At 61.2% G+C, this 22,697-nt stretch carries 29 protein-coding genes; 15 read left to right on the forward strand and 14 right to left on the reverse strand.

The window, feature by feature from the left end; all coding sequences use genetic code 11:
• From KUG85_RS19820 to KUG85_RS19830, 3 genes are all read right to left on the reverse strand, one after another.
• Positions 1 to 913, reverse strand: a 913-nt coding sequence (locus KUG85_RS19820; RefSeq protein ID WP_223006612.1) for a copper resistance CopC/CopD family protein, incomplete at its 3' end; no start/stop codon positions are given.
• Between the two features lie 24 nt (positions 914 to 937).
• The gene (locus KUG85_RS19825) at positions 938 to 1,459 is read right to left on the reverse strand and encodes a YcnI family copper-binding membrane protein (RefSeq protein WP_223006613.1); all 522 of its coding nucleotides are present in this window, start codon (positions 1,457 to 1,459) and stop codon (positions 938 to 940) included.
• Between the two features lie 216 nt (positions 1,460 to 1,675).
• On the reverse strand, positions 1,676 to 2,536 hold the full coding sequence (locus tag KUG85_RS19830) for a multicopper oxidase family protein (RefSeq protein WP_322098575.1): 861 nt from the start codon (positions 2,534 to 2,536) through the stop codon (positions 1,676 to 1,678).
• Here KUG85_RS19830 and KUG85_RS19835 point away from each other — a divergent pair.
• Positions 2,503 to 2,865, forward strand: a complete 363-nt coding sequence (locus KUG85_RS19835) for a MerR family DNA-binding protein (RefSeq protein ID WP_223006615.1) — start codon at positions 2,503 to 2,505, stop codon at positions 2,863 to 2,865. The genes KUG85_RS19830 and KUG85_RS19835 overlap by 34 nt on opposite strands.
• 395 nt (positions 2,866 to 3,260) lie before the next feature.
• Here KUG85_RS19835 and KUG85_RS19840 read toward each other — a convergent pair whose 3' ends face one another.
• Positions 3,261 to 3,527: a hypothetical protein gene (locus tag KUG85_RS19840; protein WP_223006616.1), complete on the reverse strand. Its 267-nt coding sequence runs from the start codon at positions 3,525 to 3,527 to the stop codon at positions 3,261 to 3,263.
• Positions 3,528 to 3,890: 363 nt separating this feature from the next.
• On the opposite strand from KUG85_RS19840, the gene KUG85_RS19845 reads away from it, so the two are divergent.
• Positions 3,891 to 4,889, forward strand: coding sequence for a L,D-transpeptidase family protein (locus KUG85_RS19845; RefSeq protein ID WP_223006617.1), 999 nt, complete (start codon positions 3,891 to 3,893; stop codon positions 4,887 to 4,889).
• Positions 4,890 to 4,906: 17 nt separating this feature from the next.
• Here the strand turns inward: KUG85_RS19845 and KUG85_RS19850 are convergent, their stop codons facing one another.
• Positions 4,907 to 5,641 carry a DUF1624 domain-containing protein gene (locus KUG85_RS19850; RefSeq protein ID WP_255606501.1) on the reverse strand — a complete coding sequence of 245 codons (735 nt, stop codon included), beginning with the start codon at positions 5,639 to 5,641 and terminating at the stop codon, positions 4,907 to 4,909.
• 727 nt (positions 5,642 to 6,368) lie between these two features.
• Here KUG85_RS19850 and KUG85_RS19855 point away from each other — a divergent pair.
• Genes KUG85_RS19855 through KUG85_RS19870 form a run of 4 tightly spaced genes read left to right on the forward strand, consistent with a single transcriptional unit; the run spans position 6,369 to position 9,100 of the window.
• Positions 6,369 to 7,061 carry a L,D-transpeptidase gene (locus tag KUG85_RS19855; RefSeq protein WP_255606529.1) on the forward strand — a complete coding sequence of 231 codons (693 nt, stop codon included), beginning with the start codon at positions 6,369 to 6,371 and terminating at the stop codon, positions 7,059 to 7,061.
• A 52-nt stretch (positions 7,062 to 7,113) separates the two neighbouring features.
• Positions 7,114 to 7,416 (forward strand): hypothetical protein, encoded by a 303-nt coding sequence (locus KUG85_RS19860; RefSeq protein ID WP_223006618.1) that lies wholly within the window; start codon positions 7,114 to 7,116, stop codon positions 7,414 to 7,416.
• A 53-nt stretch (positions 7,417 to 7,469) separates the two neighbouring features.
• Entirely contained in the window at positions 7,470 to 8,036 is a 567-nt protein-coding gene (locus KUG85_RS19865) for a L,D-transpeptidase (protein ID WP_223006619.1), read from the forward strand.
• Entirely contained in the window at positions 8,036 to 9,100 is a 1,065-nt protein-coding gene (locus KUG85_RS19870) for a flavin-containing monooxygenase (RefSeq protein ID WP_223006620.1), read from the forward strand. The genes KUG85_RS19865 and KUG85_RS19870 overlap by 1 nt, the downstream gene beginning before the upstream one ends.
• 32 nt (positions 9,101 to 9,132) lie before the next feature.
• Here the strand turns inward: KUG85_RS19870 and KUG85_RS19875 are convergent, their stop codons facing one another.
• Positions 9,133 to 9,489, reverse strand: a complete 357-nt coding sequence (locus tag KUG85_RS19875; RefSeq protein WP_322098571.1) for an alkaline phosphatase — start codon at positions 9,487 to 9,489, stop codon at positions 9,133 to 9,135.
• On the opposite strand from KUG85_RS19875, the gene KUG85_RS21145 reads away from it, so the two are divergent.
• Entirely contained in the window at positions 9,397 to 9,657 is a 261-nt protein-coding gene (locus KUG85_RS21145; RefSeq protein WP_255606503.1) for an alkaline phosphatase, read from the forward strand. The two genes, KUG85_RS19875 and KUG85_RS21145, sit on opposite strands and share 93 nt — an antisense overlap.
• Positions 9,658 to 9,723: 66 nt before the next feature.
• Here KUG85_RS21145 and KUG85_RS19880 read toward each other — a convergent pair whose 3' ends face one another.
• Complete coding sequence (locus KUG85_RS19880; protein WP_255606504.1) at positions 9,724 to 10,176, reverse strand: alkaline phosphatase; 453 nt, start codon at positions 10,174 to 10,176, stop codon at positions 9,724 to 9,726.
• On the opposite strand from KUG85_RS19880, the gene KUG85_RS19885 reads away from it, so the two are divergent.
• The gene (locus KUG85_RS19885) at positions 10,081 to 10,362 is read left to right on the forward strand and encodes a class I SAM-dependent methyltransferase (protein ID WP_223006622.1); all 282 of its coding nucleotides are present in this window, start codon (positions 10,081 to 10,083) and stop codon (positions 10,360 to 10,362) included. The two genes, KUG85_RS19880 and KUG85_RS19885, sit on opposite strands and share 96 nt — an antisense overlap.
• 141 nt (positions 10,363 to 10,503) lie before the next feature.
• Here the strand turns inward: KUG85_RS19885 and KUG85_RS19890 are convergent, their stop codons facing one another.
• Both KUG85_RS19890 and KUG85_RS19895 read right to left on the reverse strand, forming a co-directional pair.
• Positions 10,504 to 10,968 (reverse strand): hypothetical protein, encoded by a 465-nt coding sequence (locus KUG85_RS19890; RefSeq protein ID WP_223006623.1) that lies wholly within the window; start codon positions 10,966 to 10,968, stop codon positions 10,504 to 10,506.
• Positions 10,955 to 11,332, reverse strand: coding sequence for a hypothetical protein (locus KUG85_RS19895; RefSeq protein WP_255606505.1), 378 nt, complete (start codon positions 11,330 to 11,332; stop codon positions 10,955 to 10,957). The genes KUG85_RS19890 and KUG85_RS19895 overlap by 14 nt, the downstream gene beginning before the upstream one ends.
• 133 nt (positions 11,333 to 11,465) lie before the next feature.
• Here KUG85_RS19895 and KUG85_RS19900 point away from each other — a divergent pair, with 133 nt between their 5' ends.
• The 7 genes from KUG85_RS19900 (at position 11,466) to KUG85_RS19930 (ending at position 16,428) form a co-directional block, all read left to right on the forward strand.
• On the forward strand, positions 11,466 to 11,939 hold the full coding sequence (locus KUG85_RS19900) for a MerR family transcriptional regulator (protein WP_223006625.1): 474 nt from the start codon (positions 11,466 to 11,468) through the stop codon (positions 11,937 to 11,939).
• Between the two features lie 42 nt (positions 11,940 to 11,981).
• Positions 11,982 to 12,944 carry an arsenic resistance protein gene (locus KUG85_RS19905; protein ID WP_255606506.1) on the forward strand — a complete coding sequence of 321 codons (963 nt, stop codon included), beginning with the start codon at positions 11,982 to 11,984 and terminating at the stop codon, positions 12,942 to 12,944.
• 343 nt (positions 12,945 to 13,287) lie between these two features.
• A complete protein-coding gene (gene msrP, locus KUG85_RS19910; protein WP_223006627.1) occupies positions 13,288 to 14,232 on the forward strand; it encodes a protein-methionine-sulfoxide reductase catalytic subunit MsrP in 945 nt (314 codons plus the stop codon).
• Between the two features lie 35 nt (positions 14,233 to 14,267).
• Positions 14,268 to 14,879, forward strand: a complete 612-nt coding sequence (gene msrQ / locus KUG85_RS19915; protein ID WP_255606507.1) for a protein-methionine-sulfoxide reductase heme-binding subunit MsrQ — start codon at positions 14,268 to 14,270, stop codon at positions 14,877 to 14,879.
• 151 nt (positions 14,880 to 15,030) lie between these two features.
• On the forward strand, positions 15,031 to 15,342 hold the full coding sequence (locus tag KUG85_RS19920; RefSeq protein ID WP_223006629.1) for a hypothetical protein: 312 nt from the start codon (positions 15,031 to 15,033) through the stop codon (positions 15,340 to 15,342).
• A 95-nt stretch (positions 15,343 to 15,437) separates the two neighbouring features.
• Positions 15,438 to 15,887: a pseudoazurin gene (locus tag KUG85_RS19925; RefSeq protein ID WP_223006630.1), complete on the forward strand. Its 450-nt coding sequence runs from the start codon at positions 15,438 to 15,440 to the stop codon at positions 15,885 to 15,887.
• Positions 15,888 to 15,924: 37 nt separating this feature from the next.
• A complete protein-coding gene (locus KUG85_RS19930; protein WP_255606508.1) occupies positions 15,925 to 16,428 on the forward strand; it encodes a cupredoxin domain-containing protein in 504 nt (167 codons plus the stop codon).
• 349 nt (positions 16,429 to 16,777) lie between these two features.
• On the opposite strand, the gene KUG85_RS19935 is transcribed toward KUG85_RS19930, so the two are convergent.
• The 5 genes from KUG85_RS19935 to KUG85_RS19955 form a co-directional block, all read right to left on the reverse strand.
• Positions 16,778 to 17,260 (reverse strand): DCC1-like thiol-disulfide oxidoreductase family protein, encoded by a 483-nt coding sequence (locus tag KUG85_RS19935; RefSeq protein ID WP_223006631.1) that lies wholly within the window; start codon positions 17,258 to 17,260, stop codon positions 16,778 to 16,780.
• A gap of 240 nt (positions 17,261 to 17,500) precedes the next feature.
• The gene (locus KUG85_RS19940; RefSeq protein ID WP_255606509.1) at positions 17,501 to 18,001 is read right to left on the reverse strand and encodes a cytochrome b; all 501 of its coding nucleotides are present in this window, start codon (positions 17,999 to 18,001) and stop codon (positions 17,501 to 17,503) included.
• 117 nt (positions 18,002 to 18,118) lie between these two features.
• On the reverse strand, positions 18,119 to 19,975 hold the full coding sequence (locus KUG85_RS19945) for a glycoside hydrolase family 15 protein (protein WP_255606510.1): 1,857 nt from the start codon (positions 19,973 to 19,975) through the stop codon (positions 18,119 to 18,121).
• Positions 19,932 to 20,423 (reverse strand): SDR family oxidoreductase, encoded by a 492-nt coding sequence (locus tag KUG85_RS19950; protein WP_223006632.1) that lies wholly within the window; start codon positions 20,421 to 20,423, stop codon positions 19,932 to 19,934. Before KUG85_RS19950 ends, KUG85_RS19945 begins: the two co-directional genes overlap by 44 nt.
• Positions 20,386 to 22,680 carry an NAD-dependent epimerase/dehydratase family protein gene (locus tag KUG85_RS19955; protein WP_223006633.1) on the reverse strand — a complete coding sequence of 765 codons (2,295 nt, stop codon included), beginning with the start codon at positions 22,678 to 22,680 and terminating at the stop codon, positions 20,386 to 20,388. Before KUG85_RS19955 ends, KUG85_RS19950 begins: the two co-directional genes overlap by 38 nt.
• Between the last annotated feature and the right edge of the window lie 17 nt (positions 22,681 to 22,697).

The raw sequence follows: 22,697 nt of genomic DNA on the forward strand, positions 1-22,697 counted from the left end.
GCAGCGAGCCGACCCAGAATGCGGCAATGGCGACGTGCAGCAGAAGAGGCGGAACCGTCAGCTTGGGCGGCCCCGCAGTAACAACGTGTCCACTGAGCGCAAAGCTCGCCAGGACCAAGATCGAGCCTACCGCGGAAATGCTCAGCGTTATTGCCGATCGGGCAGTCCGGACGGCAATCCAGATCAGGGCGAAGCCCATGATTGCGGAGATCGCCGTTCGTCCGAAGGGCGACTTGGCTCCGATCAACCAGGTCTCTGCATCGAGCAGGAAGCCGGGAGGGCCTCCTAGCAGCATGCCGCCCTGCAGACCGAGCCCGATCAACGCGGCGGTGACGCCGGTGACGGACGACACAGCGATGATGCGCCGCGTTGCGTGTCGAAGATGATCGGATGGCTTAGCAACAAGGAGGAGCGCCACCCCGCCGACCGCTCCAAACATCCCGAAATACAGGGCCACTCGGATCGCGAGGAACGCATATCGCCAGACGGATGGTTCACTCGCCGCCTGCTCCCCCGGTGCGCGCGCCGCCTGCTCCCCCGCTACCTGGCCGGAGATCTTCCCGAAGCTGAAGATCATAGAGCCAGCGACGGGATGTCCGTCGAGCGACATTACGTGGTAGCTGACCGTGTAGGTGCCTTCGACCAGCGAGGCGGGGAGCCCGAGGCGGAGTTCGCCGTCGTCGCTTCGGGTGCCATCCGACACGAGGACATCGCGGCCGGCCGGGTCGAGAATCTGAGCCCGCACGAGCGACACCGGCTCGTTAAAGCGGACAATGACCTCCGGCGGGGCGTCCGCCAAAACCACACCGTCGGGCGGATCGGCGCCGGTCACGACGGCATGGGCATGCACCGCTCCCGCTCCTGCAATGAGCAGGAGGAGCGGCAGGATAAGGAGCCGTATGCCCTTGAACATCCGATCAATCCTGACAGATGGTGCTTATTTCCCGGCCGGAGCCGTCAGTGTGACGGCGGGCGCAGGCTCCTGGAGATCCTCGACGCTCTGCCCTGCGGCGGGCACCTGGATCCATCGGCTGACAGCTGAACCGCACTCCTGGATGCTAGGAAAATAGATGATCTGTCCGACTTGCCCCTCCGGCAATTGGGCACGGAAGACGAACTCGTCGTACCATTCATCGGGAAGGCTGCCGCCGCTCCAGGTGATCTCGCGAACGCCTTCGGTGAGGGTCCGGTCACGGTACTGCACCGGCTCGGAATAGGCGGCGACGGAAGTCTCGAGCGTCCAACCCGGCTTCGGCATAGGCTTGACGGCAACGACACCTTCAGGGATCTGCACGCGGACGGCAGTGGTGGGAGCGCCTTCGCAGCCGTGTCCCACACGAATGACCCCCTTGTAGGTGCTCCCCGCAGGCGCCTCCGCGGTTTCCAGGGTGAGGTGTGCCAGAGCGGGGCTGGCTGCGAACATCAGAGCAGAAAGAAGCGCAAGTTTCTTGATGGTCATCGTTGTCTCCGAATAGTTGGTTGGTGTTGAGGGTTGCGCCCGGCTCCAGCTGTGCCAGGCGCGAGCGTGTCAATGAGGCATTCCGTCGGTCCTTCTTGTGTCGAGCCTTTTCGGCGTTTCAAACTTCGCCGCCATTGCGGGCGCGTTGAACGTCCGATGCGTTCCCAGATCCTGCGGCGAAGGGCCATGGTCTTGTCGTGGCGAAGGCCTCCCTGATCATGATGAGTCGACGTAGGAGAGGACCGTCGCCATCCCGGTCGGCAGGTGGTAAGCGTTGTGGCAGTGAATGAGCCACTGGCCGGGATTGTCGGCGGTGAAGTCGACGTCGATCCGTTGACCGGGCGGGACGAGGAGGGTGTCCTTGATTGCGCCGTGTTTGATGTTCGCGACCGGCGGACCCCTGCCATAATTGGCGGCGACAGAGCGGATCGCGAAGCTGTGCCCGTGCAGATGCACCGGGTGATACATCGGTGTCTGGTTAATCAGCGCCAAGCGTACGCGCTGTCCGTAGCGGACCTCGAGCGGCGTGATCCCGTCGAAGGGCGCGTGCGGGTGGTAGGTCTCGGCGTTGATGCGCCATGCAAACTCTTCCATATCGCCCGTGAGGTAGACCAAGTGGGTCACGTCCGGATCCCGTGCGGACACGCGCACCGGGGCCGTCGCCGCCATGTCGGTGAGCGCCAGAACCCGGCCAGCGAGCTCGCGCGGCGCGGCATCCGGCGGAGGGGCGGCACCCCTACCGGTGCGTACGACGCCCATCGCCTGTGCCAATCTGCCTTCCGCCACGGCAACCAGCGGGAAGACGCCGTCGTCCAGCGTGACCATCAGGTCGTAGCGCTCGCCCGAGGAGATCAGCAGAGTGTCCACGTCCACGGGCCGCATCGGGAAGCCGTCGCTGTGCGTCACGGTGAGCCGGTGCCCACCCAAGGCAATGCGGAAAACCGTGGCGCCGGCAGCGTTGATAATCCGGAACCGGGCCCGCTGCCCCGGCTTGGCGTTGAAGGTTTGTGGGGCGGTGGGCAGGCGTCCGTTGAGCAGGTAGAATGGATATTCCCGCTGCCGGACGCACCGAGGCAGGCTATCGCCTCTACACCAATAAGGACGTCAACACACTGCGCTTCATCCATCGTGCCCGACAACTGGGGTTTTCGATGGAAGATATCCGCCGGCTCTTGGGGTTGTGGCAGGACGACAGCCGCACGAGTATGGACGTCAAGGCGCTCGCGCGGGCCCACATCAGCGTTCTCGATGAGAAGCTGGCGAAACTCAAGGCTATGAAGCGGACACTAAAGCACCTCATTGACCATTGTGAGGGTGATGAACGCCCGGATTGTCCGATCCTGGACGATCTGGCGGGAGAAGACACCGAGCTTCCACCCGGCCAAGTCGGGCCACGGTTCAATTAATGGTCTCCTGCTCACTGTCCTCTTGGATTTGCCGGCACGTTACGCGTAAGGATCAGGATCACTCCAAGCGCACCGGACAGGATAATCGGCGTGGAGTACATATGCAGCATGACCAGGCCGCTATGTTCGGAAAGGTAGCACGCGACTGACAGCAGAGCGTACATCCCAAATAAGGAGGCAAGAACAGCAAGGAGGATTTTGGACGCCAGTATGAACATAAGGGGAAGGTGCATCATTTGAGGTCCAGATCAAGGAGGCCGTGACCGAGTGCCGAACGAAAGCCGTTCAAGTTTGCGTTACATCGCGATGCTCAACGTTTGGGGTATCCTTTCACTGCGCATGCTGGCGCAAGTCCCACCTCTATGGCGGCCGTCAACGCATCCGGAACTTATCCGTCAAGGTGGGCAACTCGCGGCGGTTACGATCCGTCGTTCCGCAAGGCGTTGATGCAGGTCGCGGGATCTGTCGACGAGGCTTGGCTCATGGCCGGCGCCAAAGTGTCTGTCCATGATGTCGAACAGCTCTAAGCCAACACGCAGGATCCCGCGATCGACGCCGAGATCGAGGGCAATCTCAAGCTCGCCCAAGCGCGGCGGATCAACGGCACGCCGGGCTTCGTCGCCGGCGATGAAATCCTGCGCGGCGCCACCCCTCGAAATCATCGGCCTTGAAAGGAGATGATACGATGAGCGTCATACTGGTCTTTCTCTTCATGATCATTAGCTTTGCAGTGTGGTGGCTCGCCCGCCAAAGAATCCTGTCGAAGCCGTGGCTGGAACCTGGAGTGGCTGGGCCGTATGCGCATGGACACTATCAGTGCCGTTTTTTCTCGATCTGCGGATTTGTGGTTAGCGGCGGCCACCGTAAAACCTCCAGCGGGTTGAGGTGCAAGCCGCTCCGTCAATCGTCCGTTAATCATGCTGACGAACAATAGATATGTTGCTATCAGGAGCGGGGGACAGTTCACGCTGCAAAGTGCTGGTCCTTCGTGATGCTGCAAACAGGAAGGGGTTATCTTGATCTCGATGCTGCTCAGACTCGTCTCGCTTGCCTTACTGGCAGCGCTGGTATCGGGATGCGTCTCATCCGTTCTCAATGTCGACAAAAAGGCCGCGCAACCAATTCCCACCAGGCTGGTTAACGAGATGGGTGGGAAGGGAATGTCGCCGACGGACCCAATCCTCGTTCGCATCTTCAAGCAGGAGAGCGAACTCGAGATTTGGAAACGCGACCAGACCGGCCGCTACGCGCTGTTGAAGACCTATCCGATGTGTCGATGGTCGGGAAAGCTCGGACCCAAAACGCGTGAAGGCGATAGGCAGGCGCCGGAGGGCTTCTACCACGTTTCCGCCGGCATGCTTAATCCGAATTCCCAATACTATCTCTCGTTCAATCTCGGCTATCCAAACAGGCTCGAGGACGCGCTTGGCTATACCGGTGATGCGCTGATGGTGCATGGCGCCTGTTCATCGTCGGGTTGCTATGCCTTGACCGACGAGGGGGTGGCGGAAATCTATGCTGTCGCGCGCGAAGCTTTGGAGGGCGGACAAAGGGTCATTCAGGTTCAGGCGTTCCCGTTCCGGATGACCCCTGAGAACATGGCGAAGAACCGCGGCGATCCCAATTTCGAATTCTGGATGAATCTGAAGGGCGGTTACGATATTTTCGAGGTGACCCGACGCCCGCCGAAGGTGTCGTATTGCGGCGGGCGGTACGTCTTCGATGCACGGTTCAAGGACGGCGAACCGGCAGATCCTCTTGCGGCTTGTCCACCCACGGTGACAGCTAAGAACCCAGCAGTGGCATCGCGTGCCGAAGCGGATTGGCTTGCGATGGAGCAATTGCTGTCGGCAAGCACCACGCTCTCAGCGCACGCCTACGTGGATGGTGGCATGCACCCCTATTTCCGCGAGTTGCTTGGGCGAATTGGTCCGGAGGCGTTGTCAAAGAGGACGTCGGTGAGTTCCGTCCCGGTAAGCCGGCCCGAGGCAGCGCTCGCCGATACCCATGTCGAGGGAGAATAGCGAACGACACTGCTGCGTCATTTCACAAGCCATGCCGTCGGCAAGATCAGCGCAAGCAAAATCGGTTGGTGCAGCAGATAGATCATCAGGCTGTGCCGTCCCAACCAGCCGAGCGCCATCACCGTCGGACCTGCGGGCTCGTGCTTCAGAAACCAGGTGTCGTATCCGCGCGCGATGCCGGCCTTTGTAAGGCCCAGGCCCATAAGCGTGAGACCAGCCCATGGAAAGATCGGCACGTAGTCATTGCTGATGGGCGGGGTTTCCGCAAAACCGATCCACGCAAGCCAGCGTGCGTCGAAAAGCGAATCCGAAAAAAGTGAAGGGAAGATCAGCATCGCGGCGCCCGCGCCGAAACTCGTCAGTGCGGGAAGCGGGACAAAGAAGACGCCGATCAAGCTCGCGGCTGCTATGGCATGCAATATCCCGAAATAGATGAAGGCTTCAGGAAATACCAGCCGCGTAGCTGCCGAGATGGCCACCGCGGCCGCCACGATAACCCAAAGCCGATTGAAGAACGGACGCCATCGGATCCGGCTTCCGTGCGCCAATGCAAGGCTCACGCCCACTAGAACCATGAATGTTCCGGCGAGCGAGCGACCGAACAGCAGCCAGGCCGGATGGCGTGACAGGTTCCCTGGCAAGAGGCCTGAAAAATCGAGATCCCAACCAATATGGAACAGAACGACGCCGGCAATTGCCAAACCACGCAGGGCATCAATGGAACGCAAGCGCGCGCGCAGCGGTTCGGTCAACAAAGTACTCCCTGTTGCTGGAATCACTTCACGGGAAGATTGACCCTCATCCCGCTAGAGGTTCAACCCTGCCCTCACAACAAACTCAATCCTTCAAGAGCACCTGCTTTCGGCGTAGATTCAGCTTTGTTTAACCATGCTGCTGCTTTAATTCGATATCATGGTCCGAGCCGTCGTTGCGATACTGCTGGCACTTGCGCTTTCCGTCCACGCGGCAACCTGGGCGGTCGCCGCGACATCGGGCGTGGGCATGGTATCCGACTTCGAGATCACGACCGATTTCCAGGCCGCACAAACCACTGCTCAAAGCGTGTGCAGTCTCAGCGACCCTGCAGAAGGGGGCAGCACTGAAGACGACGGTGTGCAGCCCAGTCAGCATGTTTCGCCATACCAGGATCACTGCGGATGGCTTGCCCCCACCATGCAGATGCGCCTCTGCGGGGCCATGAATGAAGCGCCCCACCCTGCGCTCGCACGATTGGTTTCGTTGCCCATTTTGGTCTCGGTACCACCGCCCCAGGAAAACAACGCCTCAGAACGCAGAGCCTCCCGCCGTCTCTAGGAACTGCCGCAACGGCGCATGTCTGCTGCCCGAGTAGTCCCCCGGCGGCGACAGAATACGCTTTGGCGGATCGAGAGATCGTCCCGCCGGCGCGTGTCGGGCTCTCCCGAAAAGGTCCCGCTATTCCCAAACATTTTTTCAAAGAGTGTCGTCTTGAGCAAAAACATGCAATTCAACGAAGCCCGCCGGAGCTTCCTGACAGCCTCCGCTGCCGCGAGCGTCCTCGCTCTCGGCGGATGCGCGACGGTCGAGACGAAGGATTCCGCTCCGGCGGAACCCGAGATCGATCGCTCCTATCTTTCGATGTATCGCGCGATGCCGGAGGAAAAATTCCCGATTCCGGCGGTCGATCTGTCAAAAGTCGACCCGAAATTCTATCGGCGCCTGGTCGATGATCCGACCGGCGAAACACCGGGAACGATCGTCGTCGATACGAGATCCTTCTTCCTCTACCTCGTGCGGCCGGGCGGAAAGGCGCTGCGATACGGTGTCGGATTGGGAAGGGCCGGCTTCGAATGGTCCGGGCACGGCGTCATTGCCTGGAAGCAGAAATGGCCCAAATGGACGCCGCCGGACGAGATGATCGAGCGGCAGCCCGAACTGGAAAAATATAGTGTGCGAAACGGTGGGATGCCTCCCGGCCTGGACAACCCCTTGGGTTCGCGGGCGCTCTACATCTTCCAGAACGGCAAAGACACTCTCTACAGGCTGCACGGAACACCCGAATACTGGACGATCGGCAAGGCGGTTTCCAGTGGTTGCGTGCGTCTTCTGAATCAGGACGTGATCGACCTTTATGAACGGGTCCCCGCCAATACCCCAATAGTCGTCCGCAACGGGACAGGAGTTCATGCCTAAGCACAATCGCTTGTCTCTCCAGCCCCTAGAGGATGCATCATCTGCGAATCGCATGAAGGAATATCCAATGATACGTCGCCAATTCATCGCAGGCGCAGTGATGCTGGCCATCGCCGGCATCGCAGCCCCAGCCCTTGCCCAACCCACGATGGAGCAGTTGCTTGCGCCCGTGAAGCTCGAAGAACGCCGCCAGCGCCCGGCACCTGATTGCGAGGGGGTTTCACCGCGAATTCGGGCGGCCCTCGAGGCGGCGGAAGCAAGGCATATCATCGCCGAACTGCGCGCGAAGGCCAGGATCGAGAAGCTGATCCCGGATGTATCGCCGCCTGCCTCGAACGATGATCATAAAGATTGATGACTGCCGTTTTGCAGAACTCTTTCCATTCTGAAACCATGGGCGGGGGCAAGATGATTGATCGACGCATATTCGTCCTTTCTGTCGCGGCAATTTTGGCTGTGCCTGGGGCGGCGCATGCGCATCCGGCGAAAAAGCCGGTCGCACTCGACCCGCGCTTTCTGCCGCAACTGGTCGACATATCGGTTGAACATGAAGTCGGAACGCTCGTGGTCGACCCGAACAACCGGTTCCTCTACCTTGTCGAAAAGCTAGGAATCGCCCGCCGCTACGGTATCGGCGTCGGCCGCGCCGGGCTATCATTCACCGGCACCGCAGTGGTGGGACGCAAGGCGAAATGGCCGAGCTGGCGGCCGACCAAGAACATGATCCGGCGCGATCCGCAGAAATACGCCAAATACGCCGACGGCGTTCCAGGCGGACCGACAAATCCGCTCGGCTCACGCGCCCTGTATCTCTACCGGGATGGCAGAGATACGCTCTACCGCATTCACGGCACGACCGAACCGTCAAGCATCGGCAAGGCGGTCTCCAACGGATGCATCCGCATGCTGAACGAGCATGTCGAGGACCTATTTGAGCGAGTTCCGGTCGGCACGAAGGTCGTGGTGCTTGAGTGATGTCGAAATTCGTGCTGGTCATCGGCGCCGGTCAGGCGGGCCTTGCGACCGGATACCACCTCCGAAAAGCTGGGCTGCCGTTCCAGATTGTCGATGCTGCCGGCCGGGTCAGCGACAGCTGGAGAAATCGCTACGCTTCGCTCACGCTGTTCACTCCGCGTCAGTTCAGCGCCTTGCCTGGACTGCTTCACACCGGAAACCGGGAGCTCTATCCCTCTCGAGACGAGTTCGCCGATTATCTGCAATCCTACGTTGCCCATTTCGATCTGCCGATCCGCCTCGATAGTCGCATCGTCCGGCTGGTCAAGGAGGCCACAGGCGGTTTCGAGGCGCAACTGCAGAACGGGGAACGAATTCGTGCCACACATGTTGTGATTGCCACAGGCGCATTCCAAAAGCCCATAATCCCTTCAACCGCATCGCAATTCGCACCCGACGTTGTTCAGTTCACAGGCGATTCCTACAGGGATCCGTCCCAGGTTCCGGCCGGGCCTGTACTGGTGGTTGGCGATGGAGCGACCGGGAGGGATATCGCAGCTGAGCTTTCCGCAGGCCACACCACATTTCTCTCCGTCGGCAAGCCACGAAAGCTGTTTCCCGAACGCATCCTGGGCAAGAGCGCCTGGTGGTGGCTGCACTGGTCCGGCTTGATGCAAGCGCCGAAAGAGTCGCGCCTGGGGCGCTACATGCAGAAAGCGGATCCCTTTCCCGACCGGGACCGAAATCTCGACAGCCTGGCGCGCAACGGTGTCCGGATCATGCCGCGACTTATGAGTGCCGCCGGCTCCATCGCACAATTCTCCGACGGATCGGCGACGGAGGTTGTCTCGGTCGTGTGGGCGGTCGGCTTTCGCGATGACAGCTCTTGGGTCGAAATCGCAGGTGCGGGCGGTTCCAACGGATCATTTGTTCACACCGAAGGCGTATCCGAAATCCCGAATCTGTTCTTCGTCGGGAGACCTTGGCAGCGAAATCGCGCTTCGGCGTTGATCATGGGAGCGGGACCCGATGCGGCCGCGATCGTAAAACGGATCGTTTGTTTAGTCACGGCCCCTTGGCCATAACAGCACATCCTCGCCCGAATGGGTCTCTGAGGTCATCGGGACCAGCTGCCGTCGGTGAGCGTGCGGTGAAGATTGCCGTCATGGTTCGCATGATCCACGCGGCCGGCCTCGACATTGAGATAGCCGTTCTCGTTGTTCTTGAGCGCCTTGATGGCGGTCTCGGTCATCTCGGCCAGCGACGGCTCGCCGGTACGGTCATGCTCGTAATTCATATGCGAGGACTCGAACAGGCCGAGGATCGGGGCGTTGCTGCCCTCCGTGTTCAGTTTCGCAAAGGTCCTGTCATCCCAGACATATTGCCCGCCGAGTGTCTTGACCTCCTCGACGAGGCCGACGAGCTGACCGACGACGCCGACACGCTGATCATCGTCACTGCCGACCATGAACATGCGATCGCCTTCAACGGCTATTGTGGACGCAGTTCGGCGGTCACGGGCCTGTGCTATGGGATTGATGATGAGGGCACCAAGCATCTCGACACGCTGAACAACGGCATCGACGGTAAGCCCTGCACGGTGGCCGGCTATCTGAACGGCCACCGGCTCGATCCTGCATGAGCAGAGTGACGGCGCCTATTCCGGTTCGCGCCCCGACTTGACCAACGAGGAGACGATGGACCCGGACTATCTGCAGCAGGCGCGATGCACGGTCTTGGCGTAGACTGCAGCGGGCGTGGCGTGGGTGATGCGAGCGGCGGCCACGACGCCCACCGACTTGCCGGCGGCGCTGGCCACCTCGGCGAAGGTGGTCAGCTCATTGCCAGTGATGCCCGCGCAGTCGCCGACATTCACGTCTTCGCCGACATTGATCATCGTGTTCTTGGTCTTGACCCCGGTGTTCATGGCGGTTGCCGTGGGCGCCGAGTCGGGCGTCTGGCCGTTGGTCGTGTAGGTCTTCACGAGCGCCAAATTGGGAAAGGCTTCCTGGGGCAGCACGTAGTCATCGCCCAGGCCGCCCGCCTTCTGGCCGGCAAAAGACGGATGGCGCAATTGGTGCCGACGCCGTTGCCGTCGGCGGTGAACAGGATCACGTTCTTGGCGCGGCCGGTATTCGGCTGGCGGGCTTGCTTCGGACACAAGAATTTAGACATACTCGAAGTCGGTTGCGGGTCCGGCTGGCTCTGTCCCCGATTGTTGCCCTATGGCCGCGTGACTGGAACCGACCTATCCGACGCGGTAGTGGAGCGTGCGCGACGGCGCCCGCCGGAGGTTGCGTTCGTGCCCGGCGACTTCATGGATTTGGACTTCGGGTTGAGAGATTGAAGGAAGCCATGGGTTTGGGCTGGGCGCTGATGGTCCTGGTAAGGCGACTTGAGTGGCGAACATGATACCGCTCTCGCCCACGGGGCCATCCGTCGCGCCACCGCATGCCTCAAATCAGGTTGGCTCGGCCAGGATGCCAGGTCAGCCGGCGGCGGAGCGCGCGGAACGGGACGCCGGAAGGTACTTGTCCAATGCCCACAGCAGAAGTCCGAACAAAAGATGGGGCACGAATGACGCCGGGATCAGCCTGAGGCTGACGGAGACGCCGGCAAATCCCCAACCCACAACAGGGAAAAACACCACCAGGATCACGAGCCACAGGACGCCGGCAAGCCCCAGCGCCGTCCACAGGTCCCTGTGCGGAATGTACCGGACAAAGATCACCGACCAGAAGGTCACATAGAGGGTATGAAACAGGAGCCCAACCGGCGGGGGCAGAGTGCGCCCAAGCATCGTCTCCGCGAAGGCGAGCGAAGGTGGCTTCGGGAACGGTGACAGGCCGGCGGCAGTCAGCGCAAGCATCATCGCCGCGGTGATGATGGAGACCAGGAGGCCGATCCCGACGGCTTGCGGCCAGGACCTTGCGTTGGGTTCAGCAGCAGCCATTGTCTTCTCCCTTCCGGTTGGACGTCCCCGCGCACGCGCAACCTCTGCTCTGGGGTGAGCCCATCAGGAAAGGCTCGAATTTTGCGTCCAAGGCATCGGCGGCGCCCTCCGGCGCCTTGATGACAAGCGTCACACGGCCCTCGTCCTCCCTGAGGTCGAAGCCGAGAAAACCGCAACATTGCTGTTCCCGACGGACCATCTCGCGGACGCGGTCCGCCTGTTCCCGACGATAGGTCAGGATCAGCCGCTGTCCTATCCGCTGCACGTCCAGCAATGCGGCCCGGTTAAGCTCTGCAATCCAGTCGAGGCGCTTTCCGAACTCTCCAGCCTCAAGGGTGCAGGCGATCGGTTCTGCTTCAGACATTGTTCCGTCCATTCTTTACTCCACCAGTTTTGCCGTGACGCGTCGGAGGCATCGCGGCGATTACTGGCGCAAAGGTAGGTCTTCAAGTAACTTGAGGTTCAAGAGGCGAATGTAAATTGTAAGGAAACGAGCGATGCCCGCATTGAAGATCGGCGACCTCGCCACACGCACCGGCACGAATGCGCCGACGATCCGCTACTACGAGGAGATCGGCCTCATACCGCGCGCCGATCGCCAGGACGGGGGACAGCGCCGCTATGGCGACGAGGATGTCAAGCGGCTAACCCTGATCCGCCGCTGCCGCGCGTTCGGCTTCCCGATCGAACAGGTGCGGTCGCTGGTGGCGCTCGCTGAGGAACCTGGCCGTTCCTGCCTGGAAGCACGCGACCTCGCCCAGGAGCATCTGACAACCGTGCGCGCCAAGCTGCGCGAGCTTAAAGCGCTGGAACAGAGCCTCGCGCGCTTTGTCGAAAGCTGCGAGACCGCCTGCGCCGGCGGTCCCGGCCCTGACTGCACGATACTGAAAGACCTTGCCAAACCGTCCGGTCAGGCGAGAACCGCAAGCGAAGCCGGGCGGCCGGCAAGACGACGTCGTGCCCGCCGGTAGCATCAAGCGCCCTCAGTCGAAGCCGAAAGAATGGAGGCATGTGTGGAGCAGGTTCGCTCGGTTCTCGAAGAGCACCAGGTGGCGATCTATCTGGGTGCGATCGCCATCGGGGCGCTTGCCGGCCTCGGCGTCCCGCGGGTCAGCGCGCTTGGGGCAGCGATCAACCCCGCTCTTGCGTTCATGCTCTTCGTCACCTTCCTCCAGGTTCCACTGGCGGAACTCGGATCGGCGATGCGCAACACGCGCTTCCTGGGTGTGCTGCTTGCGACGAACTTCATCCTGATGCCGGCGGCCACGGCGCTCTTGGTGCAGCTGCTGCCCGACGAGCCGATGCTGCGGCTGGCGGTGCTGTTCGTGCTTCTGACGCCGTGCGTCGACTATGTGGTGACGTTCACACATCTCGGACGTGGCGACGCCAGGCTTCTGCTGGCGGCGACGCCGGCGCTCCTGCTCGTGCAGATGGCGCTGCTGCCGCTCTATCTGCACCTGCTGCTCGGTAGCGACGCCTCCGGTCTCGTCCGCCCGGAGCCCTTCCTCCACGCCTTCTTGTGGCTGATCGCCGTGCCGCTGCTGCTTGCGGCGGGCGTGCAGCTCGTGGCGGCCCGGACGGCAACCGGCGAGCGCGCATTGACTGCCCTCGGCCTGCTGCCGGTGCCGGCCACGGCCCTCGTGCTCTTCCTCGTTCTGGCCGCCGTCATGCCGCAGATCGGAGAGGCCGCGGGCGCGGCGCTGACCGCGGCGCCGATCTACCTGGCCTATGCCATCGTGGCGCCGGTGCTTGGCTGGATCGCCGCGCGCAGCGGCCGCCTTGCCCCTGGCGCTATGCGGGCCGTGGCGTTCAGCGCCGCCACGCGCAACTCGCTCGTCATCCTTCCGCTCGCCTTTGCGGTGCCGGGCGGTGTACCGCTCGTTCCGGCCGTCGTCGTCACGCAGACGATGATCGAGCTGGTGAGCGAGCTCGTCTATGTGCGCTGGATACCGATCATGGCCGGGTCGCCGAACTGAAAGGCCGAGAACAAGGAAGCTGTACGTCAGTGCGGCGATCGCACCCTGCCTCTCCAACCATGTCGCGCGCAAGCTGTCAAAGCCGGCAGCTACGCGAGTCGATCGGGGATTTTGCCAAGAGAGCGTGCGAGCCCGGTAAGCAGGAGAAGATTTCTCGCCCGAAGAGCTGCCTATGGTGCCTCCGGTCTGCTCTTTGATTGGCGACACTGTTCATGCCCGGGTCTGAGCCAACGAGACGCGGCCGCAGACACGACATTGTGTGCAGATATGAATTTCCAGAAGCGGGCCCGATGCTATTATATGACCAGCCTTCCTTAGGGATCGCTACCTCAGGGATTCATCGATGTTGATTTCGCATGCACCACTTATCCGTCCGTCGGAGATCACGCCGCGCGGCGTCTATCTCAACCGTCGCAGCCTGATGCTGGGTGCAGCCGCCGCAGGGCTTTCCGCCGCCATGGCGCCACGGGGCGCGGAGGCGGCGCAGCTTGAAGCATCGCCCAGCCCGCTGTCGACCGACGAGGAGCCGACCGCGCTCGAACACATCACGAACTACAACAACTACTACGAGTTCGGCACCGGCAAGGAAGACCCGGCGAAAAACGCCCACACCCTCACCACGGAACCGTGGACGGTGAAGGTGGACGGCCTCGTCTCTCGGCCGGCCGAATTCGACCTGGACGACCTCCTGAAGCCGGTGACGCTGGAGGAGCGCATCTACAGGCTGCGCTGCGTGGAAGGATGGTCCATGGTCATCCCATGGGTCGGGTTCCCACTGTCGGAGGTGCTCAACCGCGTGGAGCCCCTGGGCAGCGCCAAGTTCCTGGCGTTCGAAACTGTCGTGAGGCCGGACGAGATGCCGGGCCTGCGGGCGTTTTTCAACGTGCTCGACTGGCCCTATGTCGAGGGGCTCAGGCTCGACGAAGCCATGCATCCGCTCGCCATCCTGGCGGTCGGCCTTTACGGGGAGACCCTGCCCAACCAGAATGGCGCGCCGATCCGGCTGGTTGTACCGTGGAAATATGGCTTCAAGAGCATCAAGTCGATCGTCAGGATCACGCTCACCGAGGGGCAGCCGCCGACCTCGTGGAACAAGCAAAACCCGCGCGAATACGGCTTCTACTCGAACGTCAATCCGGAGGTGGACCATCCGCGCTGGAGCCAAGCGACGGAGTTGCCGATCGGGCAGGGTCTCTTCGCCAAGCGCAAGCCGACGCTGATGTTCAACGGCTACGGCGATGAGGTGGCTCAGCTTTACGCCGGCATGGACCTCACCAAGTTCTACTGATGCTTCAGATCACTGACGTCGCGAGGAAGCCAAGATTGTCCAAAGCGCTGCGCTTCCGCCTGTTGCGCGCCGCGCTCTACTGGGTAGGGTTCGCACCGGCCGTATGGGTCTTCTATCTGGGCTTCACCAACCAGCTCGGCGCAAATCCGATCAGGACGTTGGAACAGGAACTCGGCATCTGGACGCTGCGCTTCCTGATCGCCACACTCACGGTGACGCCGCTGCGCGACCTCATGGGCATCAGCCTTCTGCGCTACCGGCGCACGCTCGGACTGCTGACCTTCTACTATGCCCTTCTGCATTTCGCGACATACATGCTGATCGACTACCGGCTCGACCTGCAGGCGATCGCGGCCGACATCGTCAAGCGCCCCTACATCACCTTCGGCATGCTGGCCTTGGCTATCCTGGTACCGCTTGCCGCCACATCGAACGACATCATGGTGCGGCGCATGGGAAGCGCCTGGACCAAGCTTCACCGCTGGGTCTATTTGGCAGCCGCGGCGGCGGCCGTGCACTATCTGCTGGTGGTGAAATCCTGGCCCATAGAGCCGCTCGTCTATTTCGCGATCGTCGCTGTGCTTCTTGCCTATCGGCTCGGAAAGCACCTGCACCGTCGCAGGCACCGGCGGCCTTCCGCAGCGTGAAGCAAGCTAAGAAGACATTCAACCCTGCCACAAGAACACGCAAGCTCGTGGAAACGATAATCATCGAGTTTACACATTCTTATCACATTCATGCTGTTTGGTAGCGAGCCGAACCATGATGAAATGACCAAGGAATTGCGCCCCTTCAAGCATGCGGCAGATTCTCTTCACGTTCATGATTGTTCTGGGACTGATCGGAACCCAGATATCCGCCATCGCACATGGGCATATGGGTGGGGCAGTCGCGATTGCCCAAACACAGGGTGACGCCAATGGCCATCCGCGGGGACAAAGCACTGGTCATTGTCCGGCGAAAATTTCCTGTGCGCACGCGCTGCTGACTCTAAAGCCAGTCCCGGATTCCGCACTGGCGGGTAACTCGGGCGGATTTGCTCTGTCGCTTGCCGAGCGCGAACCACGCCCTTTCTTGCCAGGAATCGACCCGCCGGTGCCGCGGAGCTGATCCACGCAGGCCTCTAGAAGCGACCGTTCGGCGCGTCCAAAACGCAGTTGTCGAGCGGTCGATATTCAACCGAACAAATGAATATGGAGAATGCAATGCGCGCAAAACGCATGCGAGCAGCCTTGTTGTTCGCCGCCGCCACAGCTGTGGCTGGTGTTGCTTCGGCATCGGCGGAAACGGCGACTATCGAAATGCTGAACAAAAAGGGCGATGAGCGGTTCGTCTATTCCGCGCCATTGGTTCGCGTCGAACCCGGCGATACGCTGAGGATCGCCGCCACTGACAAAGGGCACAATGCGGTCTCGATAGGCGGCATGCTTCCCTCCGGTGCCGAGCCGATCAATGTCCCGTTCAACAAGGATGGGGAGATCACCCTGACCGAGCCGGGTGTCTACGGCATCAAATGCACCCCGCATGTTGGCTTGGGCATGGTCGCTCTTGTGGTGGTCGGCGATCCAGCCAATCTCGATGCGGCCGCGGCCGCCGCAGACAAGCTCCCTCCCAAGGCAAAGAAACGCATGTCAGAGCTGTTCTCCCAGCTTTGACCGACATCCACTCGTTAAACCCAGGATAAAGATTGTCATGATGAAAAATTCCATTCACAGCCTCCCCATTCTCGCCGCATTCAGTGCTTCGCTTCTCGCCCATGCATCTGTCGCTTGGGCCGATGCCGGGCATGGCACCGTGAGCTTCGGTAAACCGGGCAGTGCCGCTGAAGTCGACCGTACCATCGAGTTGACCGCGGACGGGATGAGCTACGGGATCGACAGCTTGCAAGTACGCGCTGGGGAGACCATCCGTTTCGTGATCGAGAATGGCGGCGAGCTCAATCACGACTTCACGATCGGCGATCAGGCCACGCAGGCGGAACATCGCGCCAAAATGACGGAGATGATGGCGTCGTCGTCCGGCATGATGGATCATGACGACGCCAACGCCGTGTTCCTCAAGCCAGGTGAGACGGGAGAACTGATTTGGACCTTCTCCAAGACCGGGCGATTTGAATTTGCCTGCAATGTCCCCGGCCATTACGAAGCCGGCATGCACGGACCGATCACCGTAGCAGAAGCAGACGTCGACACGTAAGATGACATAGAACGGCTCAACCCCGGTCTGACTGACAGAACGGGGTTGAGCTTTGTTGCGACCCACGTCGTCTTGCTCGTCGGTCGTAGGACGGCCTGCTTGCACCCTCGGCATTGATCGAAAGATGCCCACCGGCAGTACTTTCGTCCCCGCCAGTTGCTCACATATGGTTCTGTCTGGACCTCTCCGCCGTGGGAAGGGTCAACACTCTCGTACGCCCGCAGGCAACTAGAGCCCATGGTGACCGTATCCGTTGTCGGTCACCTTCAATTTTCCTCGGACCCAACTGATCTTTGAACGTCGACCACGAATCCCATTGCCAACCACTTGAAGACAAGCTCTTGGAGCTCTAAAAACGGTCGTTTCCTTCGATCCCCAAATTGTTGATCTTGGCCTTGCCCAAGGCTTTCAGCAGAAGGTTCCGGCATGCCCGGAGAGGCGGATAGAGCAAATGCGCCGCCGTTCTGGAACGAAACAGGTAGTAGCTTATTCTGTTGAAGACGCCGGTCCGGCTACTGAGGCGGGCGAGAACGTGAATGGCCTCGCTGCCGTAATAGAGCCGTCCGTCCTTCTTGACGACCATTCCCTGGTCGATATCAAGCCCGGCCTCGGTTATCTCCTCCATGACCGGGTTCGGGTCACGCGCATTGACAATCCGCAGCGTGCCTGCGGATGGCTGAATGTGCACCATGCGGCAGTAAACATCGCAGGCCGGACATTCCCGATCGTAGACCAGCAGCACTTCTTCAGCCTCTGCCGCCGGTTGCGGATCATCAACTTTGCGATTGGGCAAGCCTTGCGCCATATTTGCCTGATCCGTCTTCCCGTCCACGGTCCACCGTCTTCTTCGACCGCCGGTTCTGGAAGGGCCGCTTCGTCCATTGGCAGCTCTTCCGGCGCGGCGCTCGATACCCTGATTGCCTTCTATATATGGCGCCGAATTGATCCGCGAACCCCAACTGAATTGGCATACATGATACGGCACCGAGCACAGTCCGTTCGGATGACGCCAGACATTTGCCCGCTGCGGCGAACCCGGCCTACTGCTTACCGCGACGGCCGCCCTGCTCCGTCAGCGAGGCCAGGGGACCATGCGCTTGACTACCCCGTCGCACCGAACCGTATGGTAGACGGCCGCTGCTATATGAAGGCCGGCGAGCACAAGTGTGACGTTCCACAACAGGATGTGGATTCGCCCGGCGGGCGCCCACAGATAGGCGGCCGCGAACCCTGCAGCAACCTGTCCGAGCAGTGAGATGTAAAGCCCCCAATGGATGACCTGCGAAAGTCGTTCCAGCCAGCCCTGAATCTGCAATGACGCAGGACGAGGTTGGAACAATCGAAGCCCGATCCGCGCGAGCATCAACGCGCCGATCAGCAGGCCCGCATAGTTGTGGACTGCGTGCAAAAGCAGGTCGGTACTGGATGGTGGCAGAAGCGGATTGTGCGTTCGGGGTATAGCCCGGGAAGTGTACCACTGCTCGATGACCAACAGCGCAACCGCCCAATGCGTGGCGATCTGCAGTCGCGTATATCGGGTGCTTTTTTGGTTATCTGGTGCAACCGAGGACATGGGAGCTCTGTTGTCTTTCGTCTGTGCGGACCAACGCTTCTGGAAAGCCGGCGAATGTGGGATAAATCAGGCGGTGACTAGATGATTCCAAACGCCTGCGATCGAGTTTGAGCTATCCTACACGGCCGCTTCCTGCGATCGCTGTCGTGCCGGCTGACCCGTCTTGGTCAGGTTCAGGGCGGTATCGGCCAATGCCACATGACTGAAGACATGAGGAAAATTGCCGAGATGCCGGCGTGCCCGCGGATCATATTCCTCCGCGAGCAGGCCGACATCGTTGCGCAAGTCGAGCAGCCGCTCGAACAGCGCGCGGGCCTCTTTCTGCCGGCCAAGCAGGACAAGGTTGTCGGCAAGCCAAAAGCTGCAGGCGAGGAACGCTCCTTCCCCTGGCGGCAGTCCGTCCTGTGTGACCGCGGAATCATACCTGAGAACCAATCCGTCGACCATGAGACGCTTCTGGATGGCTTCCACAGTACCCCGTACCCGGTCATCATCCGCCGGAAGAAAGCCGACAATCGGCAGAAGCAGAAGACTGGCATCCAGGGTCTTGCCTCCGTAGCACTGCACGAATGCGCCTAAGTCGGTATTGTATCCACGTCGGCAAACCTCCTCATGGACCCGCGCGCGCAATGCTCTCCAACGCTCAAGCGGTCCCCCGAGCCGGAACTGCTCGGCACTACGGATCGCGCGGTCAAGCGCCACCCAGGCCATCACCTTGGAATGGGTAAAATGGCGTCGCCTGGCGCGAATCTCCCAGATGCCCTCATCGGGCTTGGCCCAGATCGTCTCGAGATGCTCAATAAGCGCCCGCTGCAATTCCCATGCTTCGTGACTTGGCTCAAGGCCGCCGCGCCGTGCCTGGTGCATTGCGTCCATGATTTCGCCGAAGACATCTATCTGGAGTTGGCCGTGGGCAGCATTGCCGATCCGGACCGGCCGGGACTCTTCATATCCGGGCAGCCATGGCAGTTCCCATTCGGTAAGGCGACGTTCTCCAGCGACGCCGTGCATCGGCTGCAAGCGCGTGGGCGTACCGGCGGCCGCACGCAGGAGCCAGTCGCGCCATGCCTTCGCCTCATCGTAGTAGCCGGCATTCATCAGCGAGAGCAGCGTGAACGTCGCGTCGCGCAGCCAGCAGAAGCGGTAGTCCCAGTTCCGTTGGCCGCCGATCAGTTCCGGAAGCGACGTCGTCGGAGAAGCCACGATTCCGCCGGTGGGGCCATAAGTCAGCGCCTTCAGGACAACGTGCGAGTGGACGACCGCGTCTTCCCAAGGCCCTTTGTAGCGGCAGCGCCCTCCCCAGTTCCGCCAAAAGGCTTCAGTCTCGTCGAGCAGTTCCTGGGCATCGATTGGAGCCGGCGGTGGCAGATGGGACGGCGAGTAGCTCAAAACGGAGGCTACGATCTCGCCGGCAGTAATCGTGAATCGAGAGGCGGTCCTCTGGTCCTCGTGAAGGGAAGGGCCACCGCCCTGGACCGTGACCATATCGGGCCCAGCGATCGCACGCAGCCTGCCATCTTCCAGGTGCGTGATCCAAGGCACAACGGCACCGTAGCCAAAGCGGATCACAAGTTCAGACATCATTGCGACGCGCCCGCGGCTGCCCTTCACAATTCGGACCAGCCTGGGATGGTCCCGACCGATCGCCAAGAAGTCGATGAGAGTGGCGGCTCCCTCGTCCGTCTCGAATTGCGTCTCCAGGACAAGCGTCAGGCCTCGGTAGCGGCGCGTGACGCGCGCGGTCTCTGTCGCCGGTCGAACAAGCCATCGTCCGTGCGCGGGGCTGCCCAAAAGCGCGGCAAAGCAAGCGTCGGAATCAAAACGGGGCCAGCAAAGCCAGTCGACCGACCCCTCACAGCTCACCAGCGCGGCGCTCCGGCAGTCGCCGATCAGTGCATAATCTTCTATGCGCGCCGCCACCGCCCCGTCCTCACCCAGCGTCACGGAATTCCGGATAGAGCGCCATGCCACCATCTACAAAGAGTGTGGCGCCGGTGACATAATCCGAAAGGTCTGACGCAAGCCAAAGTGCGGCTTCGGCGACATCCTCGGGCTCGCCGATGCGCCCGTAGGGGATGAGCTTCAGCAGATCTGCTTCCGCCTCAGGTGTCTTCCAGGCCGCGCGGTTGATCGGGGTCCTGATCGCGCCCGGAGCAATTCCATTCACGCGAATGCGCTTTTGCGCTGTTTCCTGCGCCAGCGTCTTCATCATCAACATCAGTCCGCCTTTGGAGGCTGCATAGTTGACGTGCCCTGCCCAGGGAATGAGTTGGTGCACGGAGCTCATGCAGATGATTTTGCCTGCCGCTTTTGAACGGGGGCTGGGTTTCTGCTGGTCGAAGCAGCGAATGGCTTCCCGGGCGCAGAGGAACTGACCCGTGAGATTAACGTCGAGCACACGCCGCCACTGCTCCACCGCCATTTCGGCTGAACATTAGCCAGGCACCGAGCAGGGAGCTCCCAACCAGCGTCCACGGCACAGTCACGCCGCGCGCCGCCGAAAGGACCAGTTCCCAAAGCGGCATATCAAAGCCGGGCCTTTGCACGTCCTTACCGCTTCCCGGCAGTGCATCGCCCCTGAAGAAGGAGCGCCAGAACGGCCGGCCGCGGCGGGTGTTGAGAACGAGGAACTGGCCCATCGCCACGAGCTCGTCGAGCGCGTAGGGGATCATGATGAGCATGGCGAGCGCCGCCAGCAGGCACAGCGTGCAGTAAGTGCCGATCATGATCGGCTGGATGATGATGAAATAGATCGACACGACGCCGAGCGGCACCACGACGATGCCGAACAGAAGCACCATCCAGGGCATGGTGCGCCAGCGCGCTCGTCCGCCCATGATCCCCATTAGGATCTCGAACATATAGCTGGTCGCGCCCAGCCCGCCGTCGGCGATCGGCCAGGCCCTGGAAACGTCGGAGGTGATGATAAACTCGGTGCCGTTCCGGCCGCCCTCGCCCGCGAAGAACGGCTCCCAAACGCTCTCGATATGGCCGAGCTGGTACGCCGCAAGAACGCGCGCAACAACGAAGCCGATTGCGCCGAGCGCGATGATCGGCAGGCGCTGCAGATATGTGGAGGGGCAATAGCTCCAGCCGGGTGGCATGTCGGAGTCGTCCATCATGCCCTCGTGGCTCATGCCGGGCATCATCGGCACGAGGATGGCGAAGGTGATGACAAGCGCGCCGACAAATGTGTCATTTGCATAGACGGCGGCACTCGGTGCCCAAAAGACGAGCGGCGCGAAAAGAAGCCATATGCCCACCGCCGTGTTCGCCCACTGCGCCCAACTGAAGCGCGGCGAAAGCGAGAGCGCCGAGAACGCCATAATCAGCAACCCGCTGGCGAGATCGCTCCAGGCGGTGAGAGAATTGCGCAATGACGGGTCCCAGAGCCCACGCTCTTCCGTGACGCGCATTACGGCGTCACTGAAGGTGTCTGCGCCGAACGTACCGAAGACGAACGGGCTCGTTGCCAGCCACAGGCCCAGCAGCATGTTGAGGAAGTGCACCCAGAGCATGTCGAAATGCATCATGCGCATGTGCTGCATGTGTTTTCTCATCATGGCGCCAAACTGCTCGGGCTCCTGCTCTGCCTCGTTCCATTCGTTTTCTACCTGCTCCGCCGCTACCGCGGCCGAGTTCAGCTTGTTCGCCTTGTACCATCCGACTGGGTCGGCCTTCAGTGCGGCGATCATTTTGGGCAGTGTTTCGCGCAGGGAATGTTTCGGTTCCCAGCCGAGATGCTCCTTTGCGCGCGAGATGTTGATTTCGTAGTGGTCGTCCGAGATGTCGACCATCCAGGGCCGGATGAAGGGGTCCTGATCCAGCACCTCGCCCTGCACCCAGGCGCCGGTTCGGGCGAGGCCTTTCGGAATGTGCCGCGTCTCCCAGTCCTCGTCGTGGATCAAGAGACCAATCTTGCGCTGCAATTCGTCGAATGTGGGCGTATCGGGTTCGCCCAGGAGCAGCGCCATTTCCGGCGGCAACTCTTTCCGGCGCTCAATTATCGTGATCAGGGCCGCGGTGAGGTCGTCGAGATGGAGGAATGGTTGCCCTGTATCGAGATCGCCTGGGTAGAAGTGGCTGACATATTGACGCTCGTAGATGCGTGCGATCTGGTGTGAGAGGAAGGTCGCGCGGCCAATATCGTCATAGACGCCGGCCGGGCGCACCATGACCGCCGGAATTTTTCCCCTCTGCTCCCGGATCAGCTTTTCAGTGCGTATCTTGGACTCCCGATACGGCAGCTTCGCATCGAGCGGCCAGTCCTCATCGATCGGCGCTCCCTTCCTGCCCGGAGCATGAACGAGCATTGTGCTCGAGAAGACGAACTGCTCCACCTCGAATTGCTGAAGCCCGCGCAGCAGCCGTTCCGTCCCGCGCACGGTAACCTCTTCGTATAGCGGATTGCGTTCCCCAGTCAGGTCGAAATAGGCCGCCAGGTGGACTACTGAGGCGATACGGTTGCCATAGCCGAGTCGCACCCGCTCTAACGCGGCCTCAATACTGCTGTCGGAGGTGAGGTCGATGCAGATGCACTCTGCCTCCGCCGGAGGATGCGGCGGCATGTCGCGGTCAAATCCGACCGGTGTAAAGTGTCCTGCCAGCTTCTTTATCAGTGCCGATCCGATAAAGCCGCTGCTTCCTGTGACGACCACCACGTCCTTCTCGGAATTCACCTTCCCCTCCGAAAGCG

The sequence above is a fragment of the Nitratireductor rhodophyticola genome, assembly GCF_019891355.1.
Classification (GTDB): Bacteria; Pseudomonadota; Alphaproteobacteria; order Rhizobiales; family Rhizobiaceae; genus Nitratireductor; species Nitratireductor rhodophyticola.